Source organism: Vannielia litorea, from assembly GCF_018424695.1.
Classification (GTDB): domain Bacteria; phylum Pseudomonadota; class Alphaproteobacteria; order Rhodobacterales; family Rhodobacteraceae; genus Vannielia; species Vannielia litorea_A.
The window spans coordinates 1-24,923 of sequence record NZ_QTNQ01000063.1 but is presented as its reverse complement, the minus strand read 5'-3'; the positions used below and the strand labels follow the sequence as shown (position 1 = coordinate 24,923).

26 protein-coding genes are annotated in these 24,923 nt (G+C 67.1%); 10 read left to right on the top strand and 16 right to left on the bottom strand.

What is annotated here, in order from left to right; genetic code table 11:
• The 8 genes from DYI42_RS17625 to DYI42_RS17590 form a co-directional block, all read right to left on the bottom strand.
• On the bottom strand, positions 1–190 hold a 190-nt coding region (locus DYI42_RS17625), incomplete at its 3' end, for a hypothetical protein (RefSeq protein ID WP_213547628.1).
• A 128-nt stretch (positions 191–318) separates the two neighbouring features.
• Entirely contained in the window at positions 319–1,278 is a 960-nt protein-coding gene (gene denD, locus DYI42_RS17620) for a D-erythronate dehydrogenase (protein ID WP_213547627.1), read from the bottom strand.
• A complete protein-coding gene (locus DYI42_RS17615; protein WP_213547626.1) occupies positions 1,275–2,177 on the bottom strand; it encodes a sugar kinase in 903 nt (300 codons plus the stop codon). The genes denD and DYI42_RS17615 overlap by 4 nt, the downstream gene beginning before the upstream one ends.
• Positions 2,174–3,016: an SMP-30/gluconolactonase/LRE family protein gene (locus DYI42_RS17610; RefSeq protein ID WP_213547625.1), complete on the bottom strand. Its 843-nt coding sequence runs from the start codon at positions 3,014–3,016 to the stop codon at positions 2,174–2,176. Before DYI42_RS17610 ends, DYI42_RS17615 begins: the two co-directional genes overlap by 4 nt.
• Positions 3,013–4,158: a fumarylacetoacetate hydrolase family protein gene (locus tag DYI42_RS17605; protein WP_213547624.1), complete on the bottom strand. Its 1,146-nt coding sequence runs from the start codon at positions 4,156–4,158 to the stop codon at positions 3,013–3,015. The genes DYI42_RS17610 and DYI42_RS17605 overlap by 4 nt, the downstream gene beginning before the upstream one ends.
• Positions 4,142–5,539 carry an FAD-binding oxidoreductase gene (locus DYI42_RS17600; RefSeq protein ID WP_213547623.1) on the bottom strand — a complete coding sequence of 466 codons (1,398 nt, stop codon included), beginning with the start codon at positions 5,537–5,539 and terminating at the stop codon, positions 4,142–4,144. Before DYI42_RS17600 ends, DYI42_RS17605 begins: the two co-directional genes overlap by 17 nt.
• Positions 5,536–6,132: a LysE family translocator gene (locus DYI42_RS17595; RefSeq protein ID WP_213547622.1), complete on the bottom strand. Its 597-nt coding sequence runs from the start codon at positions 6,130–6,132 to the stop codon at positions 5,536–5,538. The genes DYI42_RS17600 and DYI42_RS17595 overlap by 4 nt, the downstream gene beginning before the upstream one ends.
• Positions 6,132–7,160, bottom strand: coding sequence for an L-idonate 5-dehydrogenase (locus DYI42_RS17590; RefSeq protein WP_213547614.1), 1,029 nt, complete (start codon positions 7,158–7,160; stop codon positions 6,132–6,134). The genes DYI42_RS17595 and DYI42_RS17590 overlap by 1 nt, the downstream gene beginning before the upstream one ends.
• 113 nt (positions 7,161–7,273) lie before the next feature.
• Here DYI42_RS17590 and DYI42_RS17585 point away from each other — a divergent pair, with 113 nt between their 5' ends.
• Together DYI42_RS17585 and DYI42_RS17580 are read left to right on the top strand one after the other, a co-directional pair.
• Positions 7,274–8,026, top strand: a complete 753-nt coding sequence (locus tag DYI42_RS17585) for an SDR family oxidoreductase (RefSeq protein WP_213547612.1) — start codon at positions 7,274–7,276, stop codon at positions 8,024–8,026.
• Positions 8,027–8,045: 19 nt separating this feature from the next.
• A complete protein-coding gene (locus tag DYI42_RS17580; protein ID WP_213547610.1) occupies positions 8,046–8,963 on the top strand; it encodes an NAD(P)-dependent oxidoreductase in 918 nt (305 codons plus the stop codon).
• A 217-nt stretch (positions 8,964–9,180) separates the two neighbouring features.
• Here the strand turns inward: DYI42_RS17580 and DYI42_RS17575 are convergent, their stop codons facing one another.
• A complete protein-coding gene (locus DYI42_RS17575; protein ID WP_213547608.1) occupies positions 9,181–10,185 on the bottom strand; it encodes a LacI family DNA-binding transcriptional regulator in 1,005 nt (334 codons plus the stop codon).
• A gap of 91 nt (positions 10,186–10,276) precedes the next feature.
• Here DYI42_RS17575 and DYI42_RS17570 point away from each other — a divergent pair, with 91 nt between their 5' ends.
• Complete coding sequence (locus tag DYI42_RS17570; RefSeq protein ID WP_213547606.1) at positions 10,277–11,173, top strand: phytanoyl-CoA dioxygenase family protein; 897 nt, start codon at positions 10,277–10,279, stop codon at positions 11,171–11,173.
• A gap of 219 nt (positions 11,174–11,392) precedes the next feature.
• On the opposite strand, the gene DYI42_RS17565 is transcribed toward DYI42_RS17570, so the two are convergent.
• The 5 genes from DYI42_RS17565 to DYI42_RS17545 form a co-directional block, all read right to left on the bottom strand.
• Positions 11,393–12,319, bottom strand: coding sequence for a ketopantoate reductase family protein (locus DYI42_RS17565; RefSeq protein ID WP_213547604.1), 927 nt, complete (start codon positions 12,317–12,319; stop codon positions 11,393–11,395).
• A gap of 73 nt (positions 12,320–12,392) precedes the next feature.
• Complete coding sequence (locus tag DYI42_RS17560) at positions 12,393–13,241, bottom strand: class I SAM-dependent methyltransferase (protein WP_213547603.1); 849 nt, start codon at positions 13,239–13,241, stop codon at positions 12,393–12,395.
• 42 nt (positions 13,242–13,283) lie between these two features.
• Entirely contained in the window at positions 13,284–13,784 is a 501-nt protein-coding gene (locus DYI42_RS17555; RefSeq protein WP_213547602.1) for a hypothetical protein, read from the bottom strand.
• Positions 13,781–14,260 (bottom strand): RNA pyrophosphohydrolase, encoded by a 480-nt coding sequence (locus tag DYI42_RS17550; protein ID WP_213547601.1) that lies wholly within the window; start codon positions 14,258–14,260, stop codon positions 13,781–13,783. Before DYI42_RS17550 ends, DYI42_RS17555 begins: the two co-directional genes overlap by 4 nt.
• 455 nt (positions 14,261–14,715) lie before the next feature.
• Positions 14,716–16,290 carry a hypothetical protein gene (locus tag DYI42_RS17545; protein ID WP_213547600.1) on the bottom strand — a complete coding sequence of 525 codons (1,575 nt, stop codon included), beginning with the start codon at positions 16,288–16,290 and terminating at the stop codon, positions 14,716–14,718.
• Positions 16,291–16,380: 90 nt separating this feature from the next.
• Between DYI42_RS17545 and rsfS the strand changes: the two genes are divergently transcribed.
• The 5 genes from rsfS (at position 16,381) to DYI42_RS17520 (ending at position 21,529) form a co-directional block, all read left to right on the top strand.
• Positions 16,381–16,863: a ribosome silencing factor gene (rsfS, locus tag DYI42_RS17540; protein WP_213547599.1), complete on the top strand. Its 483-nt coding sequence runs from the start codon at positions 16,381–16,383 to the stop codon at positions 16,861–16,863.
• 7 nt (positions 16,864–16,870) lie between these two features.
• On the top strand, positions 16,871–17,341 hold the full coding sequence (gene rlmH / locus DYI42_RS17535) for a 23S rRNA (pseudouridine(1915)-N(3))-methyltransferase RlmH (RefSeq protein WP_213547586.1): 471 nt from the start codon (positions 16,871–16,873) through the stop codon (positions 17,339–17,341).
• 174 nt (positions 17,342–17,515) lie between these two features.
• Complete coding sequence (gene gpmI / locus DYI42_RS17530) at positions 17,516–19,027, top strand: 2,3-bisphosphoglycerate-independent phosphoglycerate mutase (RefSeq protein ID WP_213547584.1); 1,512 nt, start codon at positions 17,516–17,518, stop codon at positions 19,025–19,027.
• Positions 19,024–20,178, top strand: coding sequence for a murein hydrolase activator EnvC family protein (locus DYI42_RS17525; RefSeq protein ID WP_213547582.1), 1,155 nt, complete (start codon positions 19,024–19,026; stop codon positions 20,176–20,178). Before gpmI ends, DYI42_RS17525 begins: the two co-directional genes overlap by 4 nt.
• A gap of 4 nt (positions 20,179–20,182) precedes the next feature.
• The gene (locus tag DYI42_RS17520) at positions 20,183–21,529 is read left to right on the top strand and encodes a S41 family peptidase (RefSeq protein ID WP_213547580.1); all 1,347 of its coding nucleotides are present in this window, start codon (positions 20,183–20,185) and stop codon (positions 21,527–21,529) included.
• Between the two features lie 76 nt (positions 21,530–21,605).
• On the opposite strand, the gene DYI42_RS17515 is transcribed toward DYI42_RS17520, so the two are convergent.
• A complete protein-coding gene (locus tag DYI42_RS17515; protein WP_213547579.1) occupies positions 21,606–23,027 on the bottom strand; it encodes a hypothetical protein in 1,422 nt (473 codons plus the stop codon).
• Positions 23,028–23,162: 135 nt separating this feature from the next.
• Here DYI42_RS17515 and DYI42_RS17510 point away from each other — a divergent pair, with 135 nt between their 5' ends.
• Both DYI42_RS17510 and DYI42_RS17505 read left to right on the top strand, forming a co-directional pair.
• Positions 23,163–24,347 (top strand): serine hydrolase domain-containing protein, encoded by a 1,185-nt coding sequence (locus DYI42_RS17510; RefSeq protein ID WP_213547578.1) that lies wholly within the window; start codon positions 23,163–23,165, stop codon positions 24,345–24,347.
• Complete coding sequence (locus DYI42_RS17505) at positions 24,344–24,724, top strand: DUF2237 family protein (protein ID WP_440870649.1); 381 nt, start codon at positions 24,344–24,346, stop codon at positions 24,722–24,724. The genes DYI42_RS17510 and DYI42_RS17505 overlap by 4 nt, the downstream gene beginning before the upstream one ends.
• A 13-nt stretch (positions 24,725–24,737) precedes the next feature.
• Here the strand turns inward: DYI42_RS17505 and DYI42_RS17500 are convergent.
• Positions 24,738–24,923: hypothetical protein (locus DYI42_RS17500; RefSeq protein ID WP_213547577.1), on the bottom strand; the 186-nt coding region annotated here is incomplete at its 5' end.

Here is a 24,923-nt window from a genome sequence, read left to right as displayed (position 1 = left end):
GGGTGCCCTCGGTGAGCAGGGCGTGGCAGGCGCCCTGCGGCCCGGTGAAGAGCGCCAGGGTGCGGGGGCCGTTCTGCTCGGTATGGGCGAGGCGCCAGGCAGCGGTGTCATGGTGAGCGCCATAGGCAGCAAGGGCCTCCAGCAGAAGAACACGGAGCTCGGTGTCATTGGGCGAGGGGTGGAGGCGCATCGCCGGTATTGGGGGCGATGTGACGGATGCGGTCAAGGGGCGCGGTGGCGGGTAGGGTGGGCAGATTGCCCACCCCACGGGCGCAGGTGCGGGCGCGCGCGCGGGGCACGCACCGGCCGATGATGGGATCAGGGGCGATCGTCTTCGATGTAATAGCGGATGTTGTCTTCGAAGCTGTCATCGGCGGACATGCCGAGGCGCAGGGCCTTTTCGGGGCGCAGATCGAAGCGCCAGCCCTTCACGATGGCCTGGATCTCCGGGTCGTCGTTCCAGGTGATGAGCTTGGCGGGCTCGGGGCCGGCCACCGCCGTCATCGCGTCGATGCATTGGCGGATCGTCCACATCCGGCCGGGCAGTTGCACGGCGCGGTTGGGGCCGAAGTCTTCCGCCGGGATCTCGGCGCCGATTACGAGGTTTTCGACGCATTTGCGCGGGCTGAGGTAGTAATGCGGGAAGTCGTCGCTCACCGGGCAGTTGGCCTCGACGCCGTTCAGCGGCTCGCGGAAGATCGACGACATGAAACCGGAGGCAGCGAGGTTGGGCTTGCCGGGGCGCACCGAGATGGTGGGCAGGCGGAAGGCGCGGCCGTCGATGAAGCCCTTGCGGGAATAATCCGTCACCATCATCTCGCCGATGGCCTTTTGCGCGCCGTAGGAGGTTTGCGGGTTGAGCGACGAGTGATCGGTGATCGGATCGGGCGTGTCGCCGCCGTAGACGGCCATGGAGGAGGAGAAGACCACCACCGGCTTGGTGCCCAGCGCGCGGGCGCGTTCGAGCACGTTGATGGTGCCGTGCATGTTGATGGTCCAGCCAAGGTCGAACTCGGCTTCGGCCTGGCCCGAGACGATGGCGGCCAGGAGGTAGATCACGTCGGTGTCCTGCGTGATTGTGGCTTCCATCGAGGCCGGGTCGGTGATGTCGCAGGTCACGGTGTTGACGGCGAAGGGGGCGTCGACCGGCGTGGGGGCGACCACATCGGCCAGGGTGATGCGGCTGATCTGCTTGCCGCGCAGGGTGCCCTTTTCGGCCAGCGCATGGGCGAGTTTCTGGCCGACGACGCCTGCGCCGCCGATGATGAGGATGTTCATTGGGTGTCTCCTGAGAAAATGTTGGGGACGAGGGCGCCCGGTGCGCCGATGACCTGTGCCGCAAGGCGCATGGCGGCGCGGGCGGCCTTTTCGGGTGGTTCGTTCTGTGCCAGCCCGGCGAGGAAGCGAGCGGCGAAGCTGTCGCCCGCGGCGGTGGAATCCACCACCTCGTCCACGGGTTCGACCTCGATTTCGGTGATCCCGTCCGGCGTGGCCAGCGTTAGGGCTTCGGCCCCGTTCTTCACCGCGATGATATGCGCCCCGGCCTCGCGGTAGCGGGCGATGGTGTGTGCGGGCGTGGCATCGCCGAAGAGCGCGGTTTCCTCGTCGAAGCTGGGCAGCACGATGGAGGCGGCGGAGGCGCCCAGGGTGAGGCCGCGCTTCATCTCGCGCTCGTTGTCCCAGAGCCGGGGGCGCAGGTTGGTGTCGAAGCTGACTGTGGCGGGGGAGGAGCGCAGGGCGTTGCAGAGGCGCACGCGCTGGTCGGGCGGCAGGATGGCGAGGGTGATGCCGGAGACGTGGATCATGTCGGCGCTCGCGAAGGTGGCGGCGAGCCAGTCGGTATCTTCGCCCAGCATCCGGGCGGCGGAGTGGCTGCGCCAGTAGGAGAAGCTGCGCTCGCCGTTCTCGGTGGCGATCATGTAGAGGCCGACGGTGCGGTCGGGGATTTCGCGCACCGCCGGCGTAATGCCCTCGCCCTCGATGAAGCGGAGCATTTCGGCGGAGGTGGCATCGGTGCCGACGGCGGTGGCGTAGGTGACATCCCAGCTGTCGGGCAGGCAGCGGCGGGCATACCAGGCGGTGTTGAAGGTGTCGCCCGCGAAGCCGCGGCGGTAGGTATCGGGCCCGGTCTGGGCCAGCTCGACCATGCATTCTCCGATGGCGAGGAAGCGGCTCACAGGATCACCCGATGTTCGGCCTGGCCGGTGGCTTGCGGGTCCAGCAGGTAGGTGCAGCCGTCTTCGGGGGCGGGATCGGGATCATCCTGGATGGCGGTGGTGACATAGAGCTGCTTCAACTCGGGGCCGCCGAAGGCGGGGCAGGTGGTGTTCTTGCCGGGCACGGGGAGGCTGCGCAGCTCGGTCCCGTCGGGCGCGTGGACAGTGACCTTGCCGTGGCCATACTGCGCGATCCAGAGGTTGCCCTGGGTGTCGCAGACCGCGCCGTCGGGGCGGTGGGTGGCCTTGGGAAGGGTGGCCCATGGCTCGGGGTCGCCCTTGGGCCAGCCGTGCTCATCCAGCGCGACGCGCCAGATCTTGTTTTCCGGGGTGTCGGCGATCCAGGCGGTGGTGCCATCTGGGGAAAAGCAGGTGCAGTTGGGGATGGTCCAATGCGCCCAGAGCTGGCGCAGCTCGCCGCGGTAGTAGCGGTAATAGGCGCCGACGCCGGTTTCCTTTTCAATCCCCATGGTGCCGATCCAGAAGCCGCCCTGCGGGTCGGCGCGGCCATCGTTGGAGCGGGTCACCGGGTTGTCGGCCTCCAGTGCGGCGATCTCCTCGCGGGCGCCACTGGCGAGGTTGAAGGTGAAGAGCGCGGTGTCGGAGGCGATCAGCAGCGTGTCCCGGTCAACCCAGCCGGCGGCGGAGACATAGTGGTTGAACTCCCAGGTGAAGGTTTCGCCACGGCGTTGGGTGTGCATGTGGTGCTTGTTGATGTCGAACCAGAAGAACTCTTGCCGCTCGGGGTGCCATAGCGGGCCTTCGCCGAGGTTGCACTGGGTGTCGTCATAGAGGCTCATAGCAGGCCTCGCTGGGCAAGGTTGCGCATGAGGGCGGAGGTGCCAAAGGTCCACTCCGGCGCCTCGGTGGACAGGCGGACGGTGTTGGTGAGGGTGCCGAGCAGCGGGGTGGAGATGGAGACCACGTCGCCCGGGTGGTGGGTGAAGCCCTGGCCGGGCGCGTCACGGTCTTTGACGGGCGCGAACATGGTGCCGAGGTAGAGGAAGAAGCCGTCGGGATACTGGTGATGCCGCCCGATGGTTTGCTCGACGATGGAGGCGGGATCGCGGCTGATCTTCTCCATCGAGGAAGAGCCTTCGAGGGTAAAGCCGTCTTCGCCGGTCACGCTCATGGTGAGGTGGGCGCGGCGCACGTCGTCGAGGGTGAACTTGTCGTCGAAGAGGCGCAGGAAGGGGCCGAGGGCGGCGGAGGCGTTGTTGTCTTTCGCCTTGCCCAGCAGCAGGGCGGAGCGGCCCTCGACATCGCGCAGGTTGACGTCATTGCCCAGCGTTGCGCCGACGATCTTGCCCTTGGAGGAGACGGCGAGCACCACCTCGGGCTCGGGGTTGTTCCAGCTGCTGATCGGATGCAGGCCGACGGCGGCGCCAAAGCCCACGGCGGCCATGGGCTGGCACTTGGTGAAGACCTCGGCATCGGGGCCAATGCCGACTTCGAGGTATTGGCTCCAGAGGCCCTCGGCTTGCAGCACGGTCTTCACGTCCATCGCCTGCGGGCTGCCCGGAGTGATGCCTGAAAGGCTGTCACCGATCACCGATTTCACCTTGGCGCGGATCTCTTCGGCGCGGTCGGCATCGCCCGCCGCCTGCTCTTCGATGACGCGCTCGACCATCGACTCGGCAAAGGTGACGCCGCTGGCCTTTATGGCTTGCAGGTCTGCCGGGGCGAGGAGGCGGAGCGTGTCGGGGCCCGCGGCCTCGGTGGAGCCCTGCGCGAGGTCGTCGAAGGTGCAGAGGAAGTTGCCGGGCGCGGAGCGGGCGGTGGCTGCCGGGTCGGGCTGCTCCAGCAGGGCCTGCATGGTGGGGATGGCCTTGGAGGTGATGTCGATCACCCGGTTGGCCTCCAGCCGAACGACGCAGGGGCCGACCTCGGGTTTCCAGACGCGGGTGGTGAGAACGGCCTGGTCGCTATTCTGCGGCAGCATGGGGCACCTCGTTGGTTGGCGGCAGGAGCTTGCCTGGGTTGAGGATGTTCCTGGGGTCGAAGGCCTGCTTGATGGCGCGCATGTAGGCAAGGGCAGGGCCGTGCTCTTCGGCCATGTATTTCTGCTTGCCCAGCCCGATGCCGTGCTCGCCCGACACCGTGCCGCCCAGGCGCAGCGCGGTTTTGGCCAGCGCGCCAGTGAAAGCTTCGGCGCGGTGCATTTCGTCGGGGTCTGACGGGTCCACGCTCACCCCGGCGTGGAAGTTGCCATCGCCGACATGGCCGACGATGGTGGAGGTGAGGCCGAGCTTCACCGCGTCTTTCTGGGCCTGAAGCACGGCCTCGGCGAGACGCGAGATCGGCACGCAAACGTCCGTCGGCCAGAGGTGCTTGCCCTTGCCGAGCGCGGCGGAGGCGTAGTGGGCCTTGTGGCGCATGGCCCAGAGGGCGGTGCGGTCTTCGGCCTTTTCAGCCACTTGCCAGCCGGATGCGCCGAAGTCTTCGGCGATCATCCCGAAGGTCTCTGCCTGTTCGGCCACGCTGGCGGGGGTGCCGTGGAATTCGAGAAAGAGGTGGGGCACCTCGGGCAGTCCTGCGCCGGAATAGGCGTTGAAGCCCTTCACCATCATCTCGTCCAGCAGCTCGATCCGGGCCATGGGCAGGCCGGACTGGATGGTGGCGATCACGCAGTTCACCGCATCTTCGACCGACTCGAAGCGGCAGGTGGCGGCGGATGTGGCCTCTGGGATGCCTTGAAGCCGCAGGGTCAGCTCGGTGATGATCCCGAGCGTGCCCTCGGAGCCGATGAGCAGGTGGGTGAGATCATACCCGGTGGAGGATTTGCGGGCCTGGGTGCCGGTGCGGATCACGGTGCCATCGGCCATCACCGCCTCCAGCGCGAGGATGTTCTCGCGCATGGTGCCGTAGCGCACGGCAGTGGTGCCTGAGGCGCGGGTGGCGGCCATGCCGCCGATGGAGGCATCGGCGCCGGGGTCGACCGGAAACATCAGGCCTGTGGCGCGCAGCTCTTCGTTCAGCCGCAGGCGGGTGATGCCGGGCTGGACGGTGCAGTTGAGATCTTCGGGGCGGACGTCGAGAACGCTCGCCATGCGGTTCATGTCGAGCGAGAGGCCACCGGAGGTGCAGAGGTGCTGGCCTTCGAGCGAGGAGGCGGCGCCATAGGGGACGATGGGGCAGCTTTCTTCGTGGCAGATTTTCAGGATCTGGCTGACTTCCTCGGTGGTTTCGGGGAAGGCCACGGCATCGGGCGGGGTGTCAGGGTAGTAGGTTTCGTTCTGGCCGTGCTGGTCACGCACGGCGCCGGAGGTGACGAGGCGATCACCGAGGAAGGCGAGGCGGGAGAGGGCGTTGGCAATGGTCATCTGGCGAAGCTTGCATAGAGGGCGAGAGCGACCACGGCGAGCAGCGAGGCGGCCATGGCGTAGTTGATCTTGCGGTGGGCGGATTCGGGCAGGTTGAGCCGGTGCAGGGTCGCCCCGGCCCAGAGCCACCCGAGGTGGACGGGAATCCAGACGGCGTTGATGAGGAGCACCTTCAGCACGGTTTCCCACACGAGGCTTTCCGGCAGGAAGGGAAACCCGGCGAAGAGCGCCGTATTCACCGCGTAGGCCTTGGGGTTAATGGTTTGCAGCAGCACGCCGTTCAGTATGCCCGGCGCGGATTTAGCCTCTATGAACGCGATCTTGCTGCCCGCGAAGGCGATCTTGGCGGCGAGGTAGCACAGGTAGGCCACCGAGGCGACCGTGAGCACGATCCGGATGGCGGGCACCGAGAGCACCACGGCGGCGACGCCGGTGATGACCGCGAGGCCGACAAGGTTGTTGCCGATGAAGAGCCCGGTGACATAGCGCAGCCCCGGTTTGAAGCCGAAGCCCGAGCCCACGCCCGCCGTTGTCAGCACCCCGGGGCCGGGGGTGATGATGAGGAAGAAGACGGCGGCGAAGAAGGTGAGCATCAGAATTCCAGCTGGACTTTCATCGCGCGGGACTTGTCGGAGGCCATGGTGAAGGCTTCCGCGTAGTCGGCCAGCGAAAAGCTGTGGGTGATGAGCGAGGTCACGTTTATCAGGCCTTTCTGCATGAGGGTGACGCCAACGGCGAACTCTTCATGGAAGCGGAAGGAGCCCTTGAGAGTGATCTCCTTGGCGGTGACCTGCATCATCGGCACGGCCATGTCGCCCGAGAGGCCGAGCTGCACCAGTGTGCCGCGCGGGCGCAGGGTGGAGATGCAGGCGGCAAGGGCCTGCGGCGCGCCGGAGCATTCCAAGGCGGCGTCAAAGCTGCCCTTGTTCTCGGTGTAGGGGGTGAGGGCCTCGGGGCTTTCGGCAGTGTTCAGCGTCACGTCGGCGCCGGAGGTTCTGGCCGCCTCCAGCGCGGGGCCAGCGATGTCGGTGGCCACGATCTCACCGGCCCCGGCGCGGCGGGCGGCGAGGATGCAGAGCTGGCCGATGGGGCCGCAGCCGGTGACGAGCACGCGCTTGCCCAGCAGGTCGCCCGCCAGCCGCGTGGCGTGGAGGCACACGGCGAGCGGCTCGGCCATGGCGGCCTCGGCGGCGCTGAGGCCCGCGGCAGGCACGCATTGAGAGGCCATTGCCACCAGCTCTTCGCGGAAGGCCCCCTGGATATGCGGGAAGGGCATGGCGGAGCCGTAGAAGCGCATGTTGAGGCATTGGTTGGGCAGCCCGCGCAGGCATTCGGTGCAGCCGGCGCAGGGGCGCGAGGGGGAGACGGCGACAAGGTCTCCCACCGCGAGGCCCTCGACCCCGTCGCCAAGCGCGGTGATCTCGCCCGCCACCTCATGGCCGAGGATCATCGGCTCGCGCAGCTTGACCGTGCCGAAGCCGCCGTTGTGGTAATAATGCAGGTCGGAGCCGCAGATGCCGCCGCGCCGCATCCGCAGCGCAACCTCGCCGGGGCCGGGTGCAACGGCATTGCAGTCCTCAAGGCGCAGATCATGCGCCCCATGGGCAAAAAGGGCCTTCATCGATGTGACTCCTCCCAGAGCGGGGCGGTTGCATGCCGCCCCAAATGGTATACCATTTGCATGAAGGCTCGGCCCCCGATTGTCAACGGGAGGGCGAGCATGCGGGAGGACTTATGAAGATTTTCGATCTGACAGGGCGGCGCGCCCTCGTCACCGGCTCGTCCATGGGGATCGGCGCGGCGCTGGCCAGGGGGCTGGCGGAGGCCGGGGCCTCGGTGGTGCTGAACGCGCGCAACGCGGAACGGCTGGAAGAGGCGGCGGAAGAGCTGCGGGCGACAAGGGCCGAGGTGGAAACCCTGGCCTTCGATGTGACCGACGCAGCCGCCGTGCGCGCGGCGGTGGAGGGCTTCGGCAAGCCGCTGGACATCCTTGTGAACAACGCCGGGATGCAGCATCGCGGCCCGCTGGAAGATTTCGAGCCGGAAGATTTTGACCGGCTGATGCGCACCAATGTGAACTCGGCCTTCTACGTGGGGCAGGCGGTGGCGCGTGGGATGATTGAGCGCGGCGCGGGCAAGATCATCAACATCGCGAGCGTCCAGACCCAGCTCGCAAGGCCGGGCATTGCGCCCTACACCGCGAGCAAGGGGGCGGTGGCGAACCTCACCAAGGGGATGGCGACCGACTGGGCGAAATACGGGCTGAACTGCAACGCCATCGCGCCGGGCTACTTCGAGACGCCGCTGAACGCGGCGCTGGTGGCGGACCCGGAGTTTACCGCCTGGCTGGAGAGACGCACCCCAGCGGGGCGCTGGGGCAAGGTGGAAGAGCTGGTGGGGGCGGCTGTGTTCCTCGCCTCGGATGCGGCGAGTTTCGTGAACGGGCACACGCTCTTTGTAGATGGCGGCATCACCGCCAGTCTTTGAGATTCTCTGGGAGGACAACATGGCAGACAAACCGACCGTCGGGTTCATCGGCGTGGGATTCATGGGCCACGGGATGGCCAAGAACATCCTGAAAGGCGGCTATCCGCTGGTGGTGAAGGGCAACCGCAACCGCACGCCGGTCGAGAGCCTCGTCGCGATGGGCGCGAGTGAGGCGGCCAGCCCGCGCGAGATGGCCGAGACCTGCGAGATCATCCATATCTGCCTCGGCAACTCGCCGCAGGTGGAGGCGGTCTTCGAGGGCGACGACGGGCTTCTGGCAGGCGCGAGGCCCGGGCTGATCGTGGTGGAATGTTCCACCGCCGACCCGGTGAGCACGATGAAGCTGGCCGCCGCGTTGGAAGCGAAGGGCGGCAGGCTGGTGGACGCGCCGCTGGGCCGCACGCCGAAGGAGGCCGAGGAGGGCACGCTGGATGCGATGGTGGGCGCGGATGACGAAAGCTATGCCAAGGTGCTGCCGGTGATCGAATGCTGGGCAGGCACCATCAACCACCTCGGGCCCACCGGCAACGGGCACAAGATGAAGCTGCTGATGAACTTCATCTCGATGGGCTACGCCTCGCTCTATGCCGAGGCGGCGGTGCTCGGGGCGAAGGTGGGCATCACCCCGCAGCAGTTTCAGACCGTGATCGGCGGCTCGCGGCTGGGCAACGGGTTTTTCGACACCTTCACCAAGGGCTGCGTGGAGCGCGAGGCGGAGGTGCACAAGTTTACCATCACAAATGCAAACAAGGATCTGCGCTACGTGAACTCCATGGCGGCTGACGCGGGCATGACCAACATCGTGGCCAGCGCGGTGCGGCATTACTTCAACCATGTCGAAGCGATCGGCGCGGGGGGCGACTTCGTGCCCTTCGTCACCGACCATGTTGCCCGGCTGAACGGGATGGACATGGAGGAAGAGGTGAAGAAGGGCTGAGCCGGGCCGCTCATCGGCGCCGCGCCTCACGGCTCGGCCCCTCTTCGCGGCGTCTGGCGCGCCTGATCGGCGGGCGCGCTGTTTGCGCCGTGGGATTGAGTGCTTGGAGCAAGAAAATGAACAGGGGTGCGCCCCGCTGCATGTTCTTGCTCCAGGTATCCCGACCGGTGGCAAAAAAACAAAAAGGAATGCGCCGCAGGCGCGCAATTGGATCCGGTCAGCTGCTGGCGCGGCGGGTGAGGGAGAAGCCCATGTCGATGCGCCTTTCCGGCAGGGGTTGGCCCGAAGTGGCGGCGAGGGTGAGCGCGGCGGCCTTGCGCCCGATGGCGTGGCCGTCGATGCGGATGGTGGTGAGGCCGAGCGCGGAGGCGCCGACCTCTGGGACGTCGCCGAAGCCGGTGATGGCGAGCTTGCCAGGCACATCGAGACTGCGCCGCCCGGCCTCGCAGAACGCGCCGATGGCGAGCGCGTCGGACACGCAGACAACCGCATCGGTGTCGGGCCAGGTCTCCATGATCTGTGCTAGGCCCTGGGAGCCGTAATCGGGGCCGGTCGCATCGGCGCGGGGCGGCAGGCGAAGGATGCGGGGGGCATGGCCGGGAAGAGCCTCGGCGTAGCCTTCGGCACGCATGTGGGCACGGGTGTCATGCGCGCGGTCGGTGGAGAGGAAGGCGATGGCGCGGCGGCCGGTGTGCACGAGGTGATCCGTCATCGCGCGGGCGGCGGCGCGGTTGGAGAAGCCGACGGCGGCGAAGATCGGCGCGTCCGGCAGCTCCCAGAGTTCCACCACCGGCAGGCCCGCCCGCGTGAGCAGCGCGCGGGTTTCGGGCCGATGCTCGGAGCTGGTGAGGATCAGCGCATCGGGGCGGCGGCCCATGAGGGTGGCGACAAGCTCGGCCTCGGTTTGCGGCTCGTACTGGGTGGTGCCCAGCAGCAGGTGCATGCCGCCCTGCGCCAGTCCCTCGGAAAGCCCCCGGATGGTGGAGGCGAAGGTGGGCTGATCGAAGGTGGAGACGATGGCCCCCACCACGCGGCTGCGCTGGGACGAGAGCGCGCCTGCCGTGTCATCGCGCACGTAGCCCAGCTCGGCCACGGCGGCGGCGACCTTTTCGCGCGTGGCGGCGGAAACTTTGGCTGGCGTCGAAAGCGCACGGCTGACGGTGATCTTGCCCACCCCTGCGGCGCGGGCGACATCGCCCATGGTGACCCACTTCTTCTGCATGTGTGCTCCGGCGTTGACGCATTCGGGATAACGATGGTATCGATACCACGCAAGAATGGTATCGATACCATGAGTCGGGAGGAGACGCGCAATGCTGACGCAGGACCAGAAAGACTTTTACGACGAGAACGGCTACCTGATGGTCGAGAACGTGGTGACGCCGGAGCAGCTGGCAAAGCTGCAGGAGATCACCTACGCGATGATCGACGCCTCGCGCGGCCTGACCGAGAGTGATGATCGCTATGACCTCGACGAAGGGCATTCGGCGGAACGCCCGCGTCTGACCCGGATCAAGCTGCCGCACAAGCAGGACCCCTATTTCTGGGAGATCCTGACCCGGAGCGGGGTGACCGAGGTGCTGAACGGGCTGCTCGGCCCCGATACGCTGATCAACACCTCCAAGCTCAACACCAAGGCGCCTGGCGGCGGGGCGGCGGTGGAGTGGCACCAGGACTGGGCCTTTTACCCGCACACCAATGATGATCTGCTGGCCTTCGGGCTGATGCTGGAGGATGTGGATGAGGCGAACGGGCCTCTCATGGTGATTCCGGGCAGCCACAAGGGGCCGGTTCTGAGCCACCATGTGAACGGGGTCTTTGCGGGGGCTGTCAGCCCGGACGATCCGGACTTTGATCTTTCAAAGGCCGTCACCCTCACCGGGAAGGCGGGCAGCATGACGGTGCATCACGTGCGCACGCTGCACGGCTCGGCGCCCAACATGAGCGACCGCAACCGGCTGATCCTGTTCTACGAGCTGGCCCGCGCCGATGCCTGGCCGATCCTGGGCGCGTCGAGTTACATCCACGCCCTGGGCCAGCGGAAATTTTGGGACGACATCCAGGCGCGGATGGTGACGGGCGCGCCGGTGCTGGAGCCGCGGCTGGAGCAGGTGCCGGTGCGGATGCCGCTGCCGCCCGCGCCCGACAACACCTCGATCTTCAAGACCCAGAAGACAGCGGGGCAGAAGAGCGCCTTTGCGGTGATGTGAAGGGGACGCCGTGCAGCGCCGTCCCGCGGGGTGGCGCAAGCAACGGAAGTTCGGGGGCGCTTTACGGTGCAGTGGTCATCTGACCTCGGAGGCATGCGCTGTGGTCACCGAAGCGCCGCCCCGGGGGGGCGGGTCATGCCAAAGGCATGCATCCAGCATGACGCTGTACGGCGGCTTCGCCTTGATTCCGTGCAGGTTCAGTGCTCGGCCGTGGTGCATTCATGGCGCACCGCCGCCCGCCTTGTGCGGCAGGAGCACGGCGTAGAGCGCATCGTTGGCGGGCGTCGGCACGCCGACCTCACGGCCCAGTCGGCAGACGGCGCCCGAAACCCAATCCACTTCGAGCGGGCGGCCGTGTTCGAGGTCGATGGCGGTGGAGGCGCGCATCTCGGGGGTGATGCCGGAGGCGAAGGCCCAGGCGCTTTCTTCTACGGTCGCCGGAAGGGCGACACCACGCGCCCGGCCGACGGCGGCGGTCTCGGCGATCACGTTGCGGAACAGGTCGGCGAGCTGAGGGATGGCGGTGATCTCGCCGATCGTGCAGCGCCCTGCGGCGGTGACCCCGGACATGGCCGAAAACAGCACGAATTTCTCCCAGACGTCGCGCACGATATCGTCGGTCGGCGGAGCCTCGGGCCCCGCGCCCGCGATGGCAGCGCGCAGCGCGTCGATCCGGGCGGAGGGAGTGCTGTCCCGCTCGGCGAAGGTGAAGCTCGAGAAGGTGCCAACCTGCCGGATCACCCCCGGCGCGGCGATGGTGGTGGAGACCTTGCACATGCCGTTGGCCACATTGCCGGGCGGCAGGACGCCGGCCAGCCGATCCGCTGCCTCGACCCCGTTGAGGAAGGGCACCACCACGGTTTCGGCGCGCAGCATCGGGCGGCAGGCCTCGGCCGCCGGACCCAGCGCATCGCCCTTCACGCCGAAGATGATCGCATCGACCTCCCCCACCTCGGAGGGGTCATCGGTGGCCATCCAGGGGCGCACCGTGGCGTTGGCGTCGGGGCCTTCAAGAGTCAGGCCGTGAGCGCGGATCGTGGCGAGGTGTGCCCCCCGAGCAATGGTCGCCACCTCGTGACCGGCCTTGGAGAGTAGCACGGCGAGATAGCCGCCGATGCCGCCCGTGGCCATGGTTGCAATACGCATGCTGCCGCCCTCCCGTCAGTCCCTGGGGCCAATCTAGCCGACAGCGCGCGAAAAATCGAACCCCGCTGGCCTGTCAGCGGGCGAGGCGCAGGATGACGTAGCGGTTGAAGTGGCAGAAGGCTTCGGAGGTGCGCTTCTGCTCGTTGAGCCGTTCGTTCAGCCGGAACAGCCGCCGCTCGCTCACCATCCGCCGGATCGCGAAGGCCAGCGCCCAGCGGGTCTTCGGGCGCTTTACCTTCAGCTCCGCGTCCACCCGGTTGACGCCGTGGCCGATGACGTTGAACAGCCCCTGCTCGAGGTCGATGGAGGGGGCGACGGCCTCGGTGATGTCTTCCTCCGCCTCCACGGTCAGATCCATTTCGGCCAGCGTTGCCCGCATCTCGGAAAGCCTGTGCCCGCCGCCCACCGTCTGGCTGCGCTTCACGCCCTCGTAGTTCTCCGAGCGGAAGCAATCGGCGATGAGGATGCGGCCCTCGGGCTTCACCAGCGCCAGCGCCTCCTTCAGCGCCACCGCGTGTGGGATGTACTGGAAGCTCTCGGAAAACAGGCAGAGGTCAAACCCGCCGGCGCCGCTGAACTCCTCGAACATGCATTCGTGCACCCGCGCCTCGGGCGCGTTCTGGCGACAGCGGGAGGCGAGGAAGGGCGAGGGCACGACGATTTCCACCTCGTGGCCCAGAGCGATCAGCTTCTTTGCCGTCTCGCCCGCGCCGCCACCGATGTCGAGGATGCGCAGGGGGCCTGCGGGCAGGTAGGAAAACAGCTTTTCGGTATAGGCAGCCTGCGCGGCGCCGAGATTTTCGGCGGCCACAGGCAGGCCCGTCCAAAGGCCGTAATGCAGGTTTTCCGCCCCGGTGAGCCAGCGCATGAAGCTGAGGCCCACGTCGAGGCCGATGGCGCGTGTGTCGACTTTCTGTCCCATGCCGATCCGTCTAGCCGAGACTGGCTGTGCGGAAAAGCACGATCAGCGGCTGGCCTCGGCACAGCTGCCGCCTTTGTGGCATGTCAGCACCCGGCGCAGCTCGGCGCGCGTCGGCTTGGGATAAATCTGGCTGCCGCAGGGGTCGGAGGTGACGATGAGCCCCCCGTCCTTGCCCTCTTCGACCGACATCAGCATTTGCCCGGACCTGGGCCAGCCGCCGCACCAGGAGGCGAAGCAGGCCAGCGTCACCGTCACCGGCGTGTCGATCGGCGTGGCAAAGCCACCGGCGCCAAGCTGCATGCCCTGCAACCGCGCCTTCACATGCACCGGCTTGGGATTGAACCTGTCATTGCCGGTGGTCTTGCGTTTGCGCACCGTCTCCTGCGCGGTCAGCGTGCCGTGGACGATGCGGTAGCGCGCCTCGGCATCGCGCGCCTGGGTGTAGAGCCGCACCGGATCGGGCCGCATGCAGGAGAGCGCGGCGGCGGGAAGGGCGGCGGCGAGGGCGGCGGTGAAGGCGAGGGCGGCGGCGAGGGGTTTCATGCAAGATACTCCTGGAATTCAGCCACGACGGCCTCATAGACGCTGCGCTTGAACGGCACGATGTTGGCCACAAGATCGGTGCCGGGCAGCCAGCGCCACTGCGAGAACTCGGGGTGCTCGGTGGCCAGGTTCACCTCCGCGTCCTCGCCGAGAAAACGCATCAGCACCCAATGCTGTTCCTGCCCGCGATACCTGCCCTTCCAGACCTTCCCGAGAAGCTCCGGCGGCAGGTCATAACGCACCGGCTCCGCCGTCTCGGCCAGGATCTCGACACGCGATGCCGGGATGCCGGTTTCCTCCTCCAGCTCGCGCAGGGCGGCGGTGCGGTGATCTTCCCCCGGATCGAGCCCGCCCTGCGGCATCTGCCAGGCCGGCTGATCGGAATCGATGCGCTGTCCGGTAAACACATGGCCATCGCGGTTGAGAAGCATCACGCCCACGCAGGGGCGATAGGGAAGCGAGTCGGGATCGGTCATGAGGGGAGTTAGGGGCAGGGGGGCGGGTTATTCAATAGCGATGGTGCCCAATGCAGGCACCTGAACGCCCGCCGCCTTGCCGCTGCGCCCGAACCGGGCGCGTGACCCTGGAGAAACGTCAGCCCCTCCCGGCGGCTTGCAACCGCCATTCAGGGTGCCGCGATACCCTTGGGGCAGGCCACGGGCCGGGAGGCTGATGACCGTGCAAGGAAACCCCCCATCGTCGCTGGTCCTCGATCGTCCCGGCGGTGGGGTTTCCGGCCGCCTCCCAGCCCTTCCCCCTGACCACCTGCTCCCGCAGGGGGCCCAGTCGTGCAACCCTGTGCATTTTCTTGCTGAAAATACTCAAGACCGCCCCTCTCCCGCAGCGCAACGGTGCCGATCCGGGAGCCCGGGCCATCATCCGCGCCAGACAAAACGTGTCTTGCGCCGCAAGGCGCGCAATTGACCAGCAGTCAGTCGCGGCGGATGAGGCCGGTGAGGGCGGCGGCGGCCAGCGCGGTGACGATCCAGCCGATGCCCTTGGCGAACCAGCGCAGCCACCAGCCCGCCACGCCCCAGGGCGAGCGGGAGGTGGAGGGGGCCCAGGCATCTTCCTGGCCGAAGTCCACCAGCGGGATAACGAGGTCGGCGGCATAGGCGAGAGATGAGAAGGTTTCCCAGTCCTGCCCGGCCTCGCCCGGCTGGCTCCAGAAGGCGCCGGGGGCCTCGGGGTGGCTCTCGGTCGCCGCGATCCAGGGCTGCGAGGTGAGGATGGGGGCGGCATTGGGCGTCATGTCGCCCGCGTTCCATGTGGTCTGGTAAAAGGCGGCGAGCCCGGCGATGAGCACGGCGGCGAAGGCGACCGAGCGCCCGGGGCGATAGCCGTAGCCGACGGTGAAGCGCAGCACCACATCCGACAGCCACATCATCAGCCAGCGCACCCGGATGCCGGAGGTCTCCGCGCGCAGCCTTCGGTTCTCGGCCCTGAGCAGCCGCTCCTTGACCATCAGCACGGTCTGGGCATCGCCCCGGTGGCCCATCCGGCCCAGCACATAGGCGAGTTGCTCGTAGGGTTGCGCGTTGAAGGCCAGCCCCTCGGGCCGGCGGGCCAGCCATTGCAGGCGCTCGGTGGGGCGCGTGTCGGCGTGGCGCGAGAAGTCCGAGTAATGGAAGCCGTCGAGCCTGAGCGGGTAGGCCGCACCCGGCCCGGTGGGTTCGTCCTTGAAGCGGGCCACATCGGCGCCCGCAAGGTTGACCACGCGGGTGATTTCGTTGTGCTGGAAGTAGAGGATGCCGCCCACCCGCGCCCGCGCCAGCGAAATGGCGATGTCGGCGCCGTGCTCTTCGGTGGCCCCGAAGGCGCCGTGGCCCAGCGGCTCCTCGGGCAGGTCGATGGCGCAATGTGTGATGAACACGTCATGGTCGACGCGGGCGGAGGACAGGAAGAGCATGCCGTGGGCGCGCAGCTCGGTTTCGCCCTCCGCGTAGGGGTAGTTGCCCAGAAACACCGAGCCTTCGACCCGGAGCGAGGGGGCGAAGATGGCATCCTGCCCGTCGCCGTCGAGGGTGGTGCCGCAGATTTGCAGGTCCCCGCCGATCCGCGCTCCGGCGAGGCCGATTTCGCCGGCCACGTGGCTCTCCCCGCGCAGGTAGACCGAGCCGGAGAAGCGGGCATTGTCGGCGGTGAGTGCCTTGACCCAGCAGCCTTGCAGGTGGAGCCCCCGGAGCGAGGCGTTCACCAGGTTCATCTCGCCCTCGATCCGGCAGGATGAGAGGGTGATGTCGAGCGTGCAATCGGTGCCTTGCAGGTCGAGCACGCCGGTGATCCGCGCGCCGCGCAGGCGAAGGCCCTTGGGGTTGAGCGGATGCTCGTAGAGGCCCAGCAGCAGCTCGCGCAGCAGGGCCGCGCGCACCTCGACGGCGGGGTTTTCCGCGTCGCCCGCAGGCAGCTTGCCGTCGCCCAGCGTGACCCGGTCGGGGCCGCCGCAGGCGGCAAGCAGTTTTTCTTCCGCTTCCGACAGCGGGCTGAAGGCCTTGAGCGAGGTCATGGCGGGCACGTTGCCACCCTGCCGCGCGGGGGTAAAGCGGCGATCCGCCGGGGCGTGCGGGGCGGGGGGTGGATGTGTCAAGAAACATTGATGCAGCCGCGCCCGGGTGCTAGTTTGCAGACAGGCCCGGCGTCGGGGCAGCACAGGCGCGCAACCACGGAGGATCATCTCCTGTCTCACTCTTCGGAGGCCACCGTCCAGCACACGGCAGGCAACGCCCCGCAGCCCGGGGCACCTCAAGGCGGCAGTGATCTGCTCGCGCACATCCTCAAATCGCTCGAAGACGACAAGGCCGAGGAGATCGTGACGATCGATCTCTCGGGCAAGTCGACCATTGCCGATCACATGGTGATCTGCTCGGGCCGCTCCAGCCGCCAGGTTGGCGCGATCTCGGAAAAGCTCGTGGATCGGCTCAAGCAGGCGTTCGGCACGCAGTGCAAGGTCGAGGGCAAAGATGCGGGCGACTGGGTGCTGATCGACACCGGCGATGTGATCGTGCATGTCTTCCGCCCCGAGGTCCGCGACTTTTACCAGCTCGAGAAGATGTGGCAGCCGGTCACGGCCACCGCCTGACGCGCCCTTGAAGCTGACGATCCTTGCAATCGGGCGGCTGCGCGCCGGCCCGGAAAAATCCCTGATTGACGATTACCTCGACCGCGCCGGGAAAACCGGGCGCGGTCTGGCGCTTGGGCCTGCGCGCGTTGTCGAGCTGGAAGACAAGCGCGGCGGGGGCAAACCGGCAGAGGCGGAGCTGCTGCGCCGCGCGGTGCCGAGCGGGGCCGTGGTGGTGGCGATGGACGAGCGCGGCAAGGTGATGAGCTCGCCCGGGTTTGCCGCGCAGCTCGCCAAGTGGCGTGATACGGGCCGCCCCGAGGTGGCGCTGATGATCGGCGGGGCCGACGGGCTGGACCCGGCCTTGGTGGCCGAGGCGGATTTTACCCTGAGTTTCGGCAAGATGGTCTGGCCGCACATGCTGGCGCGGGTGATGCTGGCCGAGCAGCTTTACCGGGCAACGGCCATTCTGGCGGGGACGCCCTATCATCGGGAGTAGGGGGCTGGCTCTTCCTGGCCTTTCAGGCCGTCATCGCCCCCGCGAGGACGCCTCGAAGGGCGGACGAGCAAGCCCGATCGCGCGAGGACGCCTCGAAGGGCGGACGAGCGGCCCCCGTTTTCACCGTCTGCGTGATGGTCTAGAACGCCCTCAGCAGCCCGAAGGAGCCTTCCCATGCCCAAACCCGTTGTTCTCTGCATTCTCGATGGCTGGGGCATTGGCGACGGCGGCCCCGGGGATGCGCCAGCGCTGGCGAAGACGCCCAATTTCGACCGGCTGATGCAGACCTGCCCCAATTCGACCCTCACCACCTTCGGCCCCGACGTTGGCCTGCCCTCGGGCCAGATGGGCAACTCGGAAGTCGGCCACACAAATATCGGTGCGGGCCGGGTGGTGGCGATGGACCTCGGCCAGATCGACCTGGCCATCGAGGACGGCTCCTTTGCGCAGAACGAGGGGCTGGGGGCCTTCATTGCCGCGCTGAAAAAGTCCGGCGGCACGGCGCATCTGGCGGGGCTCGTCTCGCCGGGCGGGGTGCACAGCCATCAGGCGCATATGATCGCCGCCGCCGAAGCCATAGCCGCCGCCGGTGTGCCTGTGGCGATCCATGCGCTGACCGACGGGCGTGACGTGGCGCCGAAATCGGCCGATAGCTACATCGGCGAAACCGAAAAGGACCTGCCCGAGGGCGCGCGCTTTGTCACCGTCTCCGGGCGCTATTACGCGATGGACCGGGACAACCGCTGGGATCGGGTCTCCAAGGCCTATGAGGCCATCGTGCATGGCGAGGGCGCGCAGGGCGAGACGGCGGTCGGCACGGTTCAGGCCTCCTACGAGGCCGAGAAGACCGACGAGTTCATCCTGCCCACGGTGCTGGGCGATTACGCCGGGATGAAGGACGGCGACGGCCTCTTCTTCCTCAATTTCCGGGCCGACCGGGCGCGGGAGATCCTGCGCGCCATCGGCGAGCCCGGGTTTGCCGAGTTCAAAGTGGGCAAGCGGCCGGAACTGGCGGCGCTTCTGGGCATGGTGGAATACTCCGAGGGCCACAACGCCTACATGACCACCTGCTTCCCGCCGCGCGACATCGTCAACACGCTGGGGGCCTGGGTGGCCAAGCAGGGGCTGACCCAGTTTCACATCGCGGAAACCGAGAAATACCCACATGTCACCTTCTTCCTGAACGGCGGCAAGGAAGACCCGGAGGCGGGCGAAGACCGTTACATGCCCAAAAGCCCCGATGTGGCGACCTACGATCTGCAGCCCGAGATGAGCGCGCCCGAAGTGTCCGAGCGGCTCGTGGCGGCAATCGAGAAGGGCTACGACTTCATCGTGGTCAACTTCGCCAATCCCGACATGGTGGGGCATACCGGCGTGATCGAGGCCGCCGTGGCCGCCTGCGAGGCCGTCGACGAAGGGCTGGGCCGGGCGCTGGAGGCGCTGGAGAAGGCGGGCGGGGCGATCATCGTGACCGCCGACCACGGCAATTGCGACATGATGATAGACCCGGAAACCGGCGGGCCGCACACCGCCCACACGCTCAACCCGGTGCCGGTGGTGATTTACGGCGCGCCGGAGGGGGCCTCCGTGCGCGAGGGGCGGCTGGCCGACCTTGCGCCGACAGTGCTGGCGCTGATGGGCCTGCCGCAGCCCGAGGAGATGACGGGAAAGAGCCTGCTGGGATGATCCGCGCTCTGATTCTGGGCCTTGCGCTGACCGCAGCTTTTGCCGTGTCCGTCGCCGCGCAGGAGTCGGACGACCCCTCGCAGATTGCGATCGATGCCGCCGGGCTGCTGGACAAGGCGGCGAAGGCGCTGGAAGAGGCCGAAACCCGAACCGACCGGGTCGAGGCGCTGACCCGCACCGTGCGGGCCTACGAAACCGGGCTGACAGCATTGCGCACCGGGCTCAGGCAGGCCGCCATTCGCGAGCAGGTGCTGCGCGCCGCGCTCGATGCGCGGGAGGCGGAGGTGAGCCGCTTGCTGGGCGTGCTCTCGACCATGGAGCGCAGCCCCGCGCCGCTGCTCCTGTTGCACCCGTCGGGGCCTGCGGGCACGGCGCGGGCGGCGATGATTTTGGGCGACATCACGCCGGGCCTCCAGGCAGAGGCGGCGGCGCTGAGGGGGCAGGTGGAGGAGATCACCCTGCTTCAGATCCTTCAGGAAAGCGCCCGCGAAACACTGGCCGAAGGGCTGCGCGGCGCGCAGGAGGCGCGGCTGGCCCTGACCCGGGCCATCGACGAACGCACCGAGCTGCCGCGCCGCTACGTAGAAGACCCGGAGCGCCTGCGCCAACTGCTGGAAACCTCGGATACGCTGGCCTCCTTCGCCTCGGGACTGGCGCAGGTGGCGGGCACCAGCGCAGGTGAGAGTGGCGATTTCGACGCGCAGCGCGGCAGGCTGCCGCTGCCCGGCCCGGCCACGGTGATCCGGGGCTACGAGGAGCCGGACGCTGCAGGCATCGCGCGGCCCGGGCTGCTGCTGGCGCTCTACCCCGGCACCTTGTTGACCGCCCCCGCCACCGCCACCATCCGCTATACCGGCCCGCTTCTGGACTACGGAAACGTGATGATCCTTGAGCCCGCACCCGACACTCTGCTGGTGCTTGCGGGCCTGGAAACTGTCTATGGTGAGCCCGGCGAGATCGTGCCTGCCGGGGCGCCCATCGGCCTGATGGGCGGGCTTGCCCCCGGGCAGGGCGCGGAGGCCGCCGAGTTTGCAGAAGGAGTGGCACCGGAAGCGGGTGCAGAGCGCAGCGAAACGCTTTATATGGAGCTGAGACAGGGCGACGCCCCGGTGGACCCCACCCAATGGTTCGCCGCTACCAAGGATGGATGATGGTATGAAGAGATTCATGATGGCCGCGCTGGGCGGCACGCTGGCAGGGGTGCTGATGAGCACCCAGATCGCGGGCCCGCTGATCGCGCAGGAGACTGATCGCAACGCCTCGATCTACGAACAGCTCGACCTTTTCGGCGACATCTTCGAGCGCATTCGCGCCCAATACGTGGAAGAGGTGGACGAGAAGGAGCTGATCGAAGCGGCCATCAACGGGATGCTCACCTCGCTCGATCCGCACTCTTCCTACCTGTCGCCCGACGATGCCGCCGACATGCGGGTGCAGACCCGGGGCGAGTTCGGCGGCCTCGGCATCGAGGTGACGCAGGAAGAGGGCTTCGTGAAGGTCGTCTCGCCGATCGACGACACCCCGGCCGACGAGGCGGGCATCGAAGCCGGCGATTTCATCACCCATGTCGACGGCGAGTCGGTGCTGGGCCTCACGCTGGACGACGCGGTGGGCCTGATGCGCGGCCCGGTGGGCAGCGAGATCATCATCACCGTGGTGCGCGAGGGCGTGGACGAGCCGTTTGACGTGACCATCGTGCGCGACACCATCAAGCTCACTGCCGTGCGCACCCGGACCGAGGGCGACTCGGTGGTGCTGCGGATCACCACCTTCAATGATCAGACCTTCCCCAACCTCGAAGAGGGGCTGAAGAAGGCGGTGGAAGAGGCCGGGGGCATGGATGCGATCAACGGCATCGTCCTTGACCTGCGCAACAACCCGGGCGGGCTGCTGACCCAGGCGATCAAGGTGTCTGACGCCTTCCTGGAGAAGGGGGAGATCGTGAGCACCCGGGGCCGCCAGGCCGCCGATGGCGACCGTTACAACGCCACCGCCGGTGACCTCGCCGAGGGCAAGCCGATTGTGCTGCTGATCAACGGCGGCTCGGCCTCGGCCTCGGAGATCGTGGCCGGTGCGCTGCAGGATCACCGCCGCGCCATCGTGGTGGGCACCAAGAGCTTCGGCAAGGGCTCGGTCCAGACGGTGATGCCGCTGAAAGGCGACGGCGCGATGCGGCTGACCACCGCGCGCTACTACACCCCCTCGGGCCGCTCGATTCAGGCGCTCGGCGTCTCCCCCGACATCGTGGTGGAGCAGCCGACGGTTGACCCGAACGCGCAGGAGGAAGAAGAAGAGTCGACCGCCCGCCGCAACCGCTCGGAAGCCGACCTGCGCGGCGCGATCAGCAATGACAGCCTCAGCGAGGACGAGATCCGCCAGATCGAGGAAGAGCGCGCCGCGGCCGAAAAATCCGCCGAGCTGCGCGACGAGGACTATCAGCTGGCCTATGCCATCGACCTGCTGAAGGGCCTGCACGCGCTGGAGCCCGCCGAGGCCGAGTGAGGCCACGGGGATAGAGGATCGGGGCGGCCTTCGGGCCGCCCTTTTTTAATTCCGTCAGGTGATGGCTTTGGTCGTTTCACTCCCCGGCGGTATCGGTGGAGAAATAATTGAAGAGCGGGTTCGAGTCCGAGATACTCTCGAAGGCCCGGCAAAGGCTCTGAGTGTCGCCCATAAACAGGGACTGTATGCGCACTCGCCCGAACTCGCCAAAAAGCCCTTCGAAGCTTTGCCACCGCAGATCGACCGCATCATCCGAAGAGAAGAACAAGACCATCCCAATGCCGGCGAACGAGTTGATCCTGACATCTTCACCAATAGGACCCGCCACCACAAACCCGGCCCCGTCTACGAAATCCACTCTGTAGATCGAGCCAAAGAAGCCTCCCGAAAGACGAACCCCGCAATCGGGACAATTGATTTCCCTAAGAAAAGAGTCCCGGATCGACAATTGCTGTGCATTGCGGAAATCGATCTTCTCGGCGTAAAGGCCGTTCAACTCGATCTCGCCATTGATCTGATCACCGGTAAGGTCAAGCGCTTTTGCGGCGCCGTAGACTACGGCTGGCTCGCGGTCCTTCAGCAGGATCCTGAGCGCGGCCCTTACCCTCGGGGCCAGGGCGCCCTCACGAGAAAGCCGCGCTACCTCTTCGATGATCGCGTTGCTGGGCGCGGTTTGCAGGGTGACTGTCGGGTTCATCCGCAGTCCACATGTCTTTTCCGTGTTCCACAGGACTTCACCGGTTTCTGGCAGGGTAGTTTGCGGCAACAACGCCTTCGCGAAGTTGACCTCCCGCACTGAAACGAGAAACTGGGAGCGCAATTCGTTTACCAGCGAAAGCGTGAGGATCTCGTTCTGCATTGTCGCCTGTTCTGCCTGGTCTTCCAGCCTGTCTGTTTGGGTCTGCATTAATTTGGTCTGCGCCTCCATGAAGGCGGTCTGCTCGCCAAGACGGGTCGTTTGTGTTTCTAGCGCCTTGGTCTGGGTCTCCAGCGCGGTTGTCTGCTGGCCCAGCTTGCGGTTCTGCTCGAAGAGAAGCACCGTCCCCACGAAGGCGCCGAAGGCCACGAGCAGCCCGAGGGCAGAGCCGATGACCCAACGGTAGAGGTTTGACCACGCCCACCATCCGGCCAGCACTGCCGCCAGAACTTTCCCCTCCTCCTCGGCCCCCTTATGATCTCCGCGAACTGCGGCGGCGATGGTGGAGACCAGACGGGAGCTGACCTCTTCCAGAGAGGCGTCAGCGCGCCCGAGGAGCCACGTCATCACCCGGTCGCGGAACAGGATGGCCAGAACCGCGATTCCGACGAGCGTGGCGATAGCTCCATAAAGGAAGACCACCCACAGTTCGGCCATGTCTTCGGCCAGCCCCCAGACGCCGATCGCAATTGGCACGATCACGAGGGACGCGGCGAAAAAACCTATCCAGAAGGCGACGTGACGCTGGACCGAAGGGCGGCGCGGCGTAGGCTGCTTGGGGGTGGCCTTGGGTGGTTGCACGGTTGCTAGTTCCCTTCGTTCGTGAAGCGTCCTGCAATTCTAGCGCGATTCGCCGAAAACGCGGCGCCTCTTGGTTGCGCATGGGGAACCGGAAGCGGCTTGCGCGCCGGGGCGCCCCGTGGTCGTGTGGCGGCCATGCGTGCTGCGTTCAAGGCGATTGGTGTCGGGCTTCTGCTGTTGCTTGTTGCAGCGGGGGCTGGCGCGTGGGTGAAGCGCGAGGAGGTGGCGCGGCTTTGGGCGGTGCAGCGGCTGTTCGACCCGGACGTGATTGTCTGGAACTTCGGGCACATGGGCGAGCTCTTCCATTCGGTGGAGCTGCCGGTGGCGCCGGGCGGGGCGTTGCAGCCGATGTTGCAGGGCGCAGAGGTGCCGCTGCCGGAAGGGTCGGAAGCGCTGATCGCGGCGCGCCGGATCACCGGCGTGGCGGTGCTGGCGGACGGGCAGGTGACCCATGAGAGCTACCACCTGGGCACCGGGGCGGAGGATCTGCGGATCTCGTGGTCGGTGGCCAAGAGCTTTGTTTCGGCCCTGCTGGGCATCCTGATCGACGCGGGCGAGATCGAGAGCCTCGATGACCCGGTGACGCGCTATGCCCCGGCGCTGGAAGGCTCGGCCTATGACGGCGCGACCATTCGCGACGTGCTGCAGATGCAGTCGGGCGTGGAGTTTGACGAGACCTATTCGGACTTCTGGTCGGACATCAACAAGATGGGACGCATCCTCGCCATCGGCGGCTCGCTCGACAGTTTCACCGCCGGGCTTGATGCCCGCGCCGGGCCGCCGGGGGAGCGCTGGCGCTACGTGTCGATGGACACCCATGTGCTGGGCATGGTGATGCGCGGCGCCACCGGGCAGGACATGGCCACGCTGCTGGGCGAGCGGCTGCTGGCGCCGATGGCGCTGGAAGGGCAGCCCTACCTGCTGACGGATGCGCGCGGGCAGGGCTTTGTGCTGGGCGGGCTGAACATGACGCTGCGGGACTACGCGCTCTTCGGCCTGATGTACGCGCAGGACGGGCGGCTGGGCGAGCTGCGGATCGTGCCCTACGACTGGGTCGAAGAGAGCACCCGCCCCTCGGCCAACACCGCGCCGGGGCGCTGGCGCTACGGCTATCACTGGTGGATGCCCAAGGAGGGCAGCGGGGAGTTCATGGCGGTGGGGATCTACGGGCAATACATCTACGTGAACCGGGACGCGCGGGTGGTGATCGCCGTCAGCGCCGCCGATCCGGCCTTTGGGCAGGGCGAAGTGCGCGACGGGATGATGGCGTGGTTCCGGCAGATCGCCGCGGCCAATGCGGGCGCGGGGGCGATGGAATGACCGCACTGGAGAAATACCCCGCCGTCAACGTGCTGGGCGGCCCGCTGGCGCCCTGTTCGACGGCGCCCGTGACCGGCTTCTTTCGCGATGGGCATTGCAACTCCTGCCTTGCGGATGCGGGCAGCCATACCGTTTGCGCGGTGATGACGGCGGAGTTTCTGGCCTACAGCAAATACGTGGGCAACGACCTGACCACGCCGATGCCGCAGTATGGCTTTGAGGGGCTGAAGCCCGGTGACCGCTGGTGCCTCTGCGCCAGCCGCTTCATGCAGGCCCATGACGAGGGCTGCCCGCCGCAGGTGGTGTTGGAGGCGACCCACCAGAGAGCGCTGGAGATCGTGCCGCTGGCACTGCTGGAAGCGGTTGCGGCAAAATAAGTTTCATTTGAAATCAGCGGGATACGAATTTTCGTACGAAAATTCGTGGGGTCGGGTGAATAAACCCGGGCGCCGAAACGTAAGCCTTGTGACAGCCAATGAGGGCCGTCACCGAGATAAACGAACCCAGTTGATTGACCCAAAGGACAGACAAATGACCCGCATTCTCCCCCTCTCCGCCGCCCTGATCGCCCTGGCC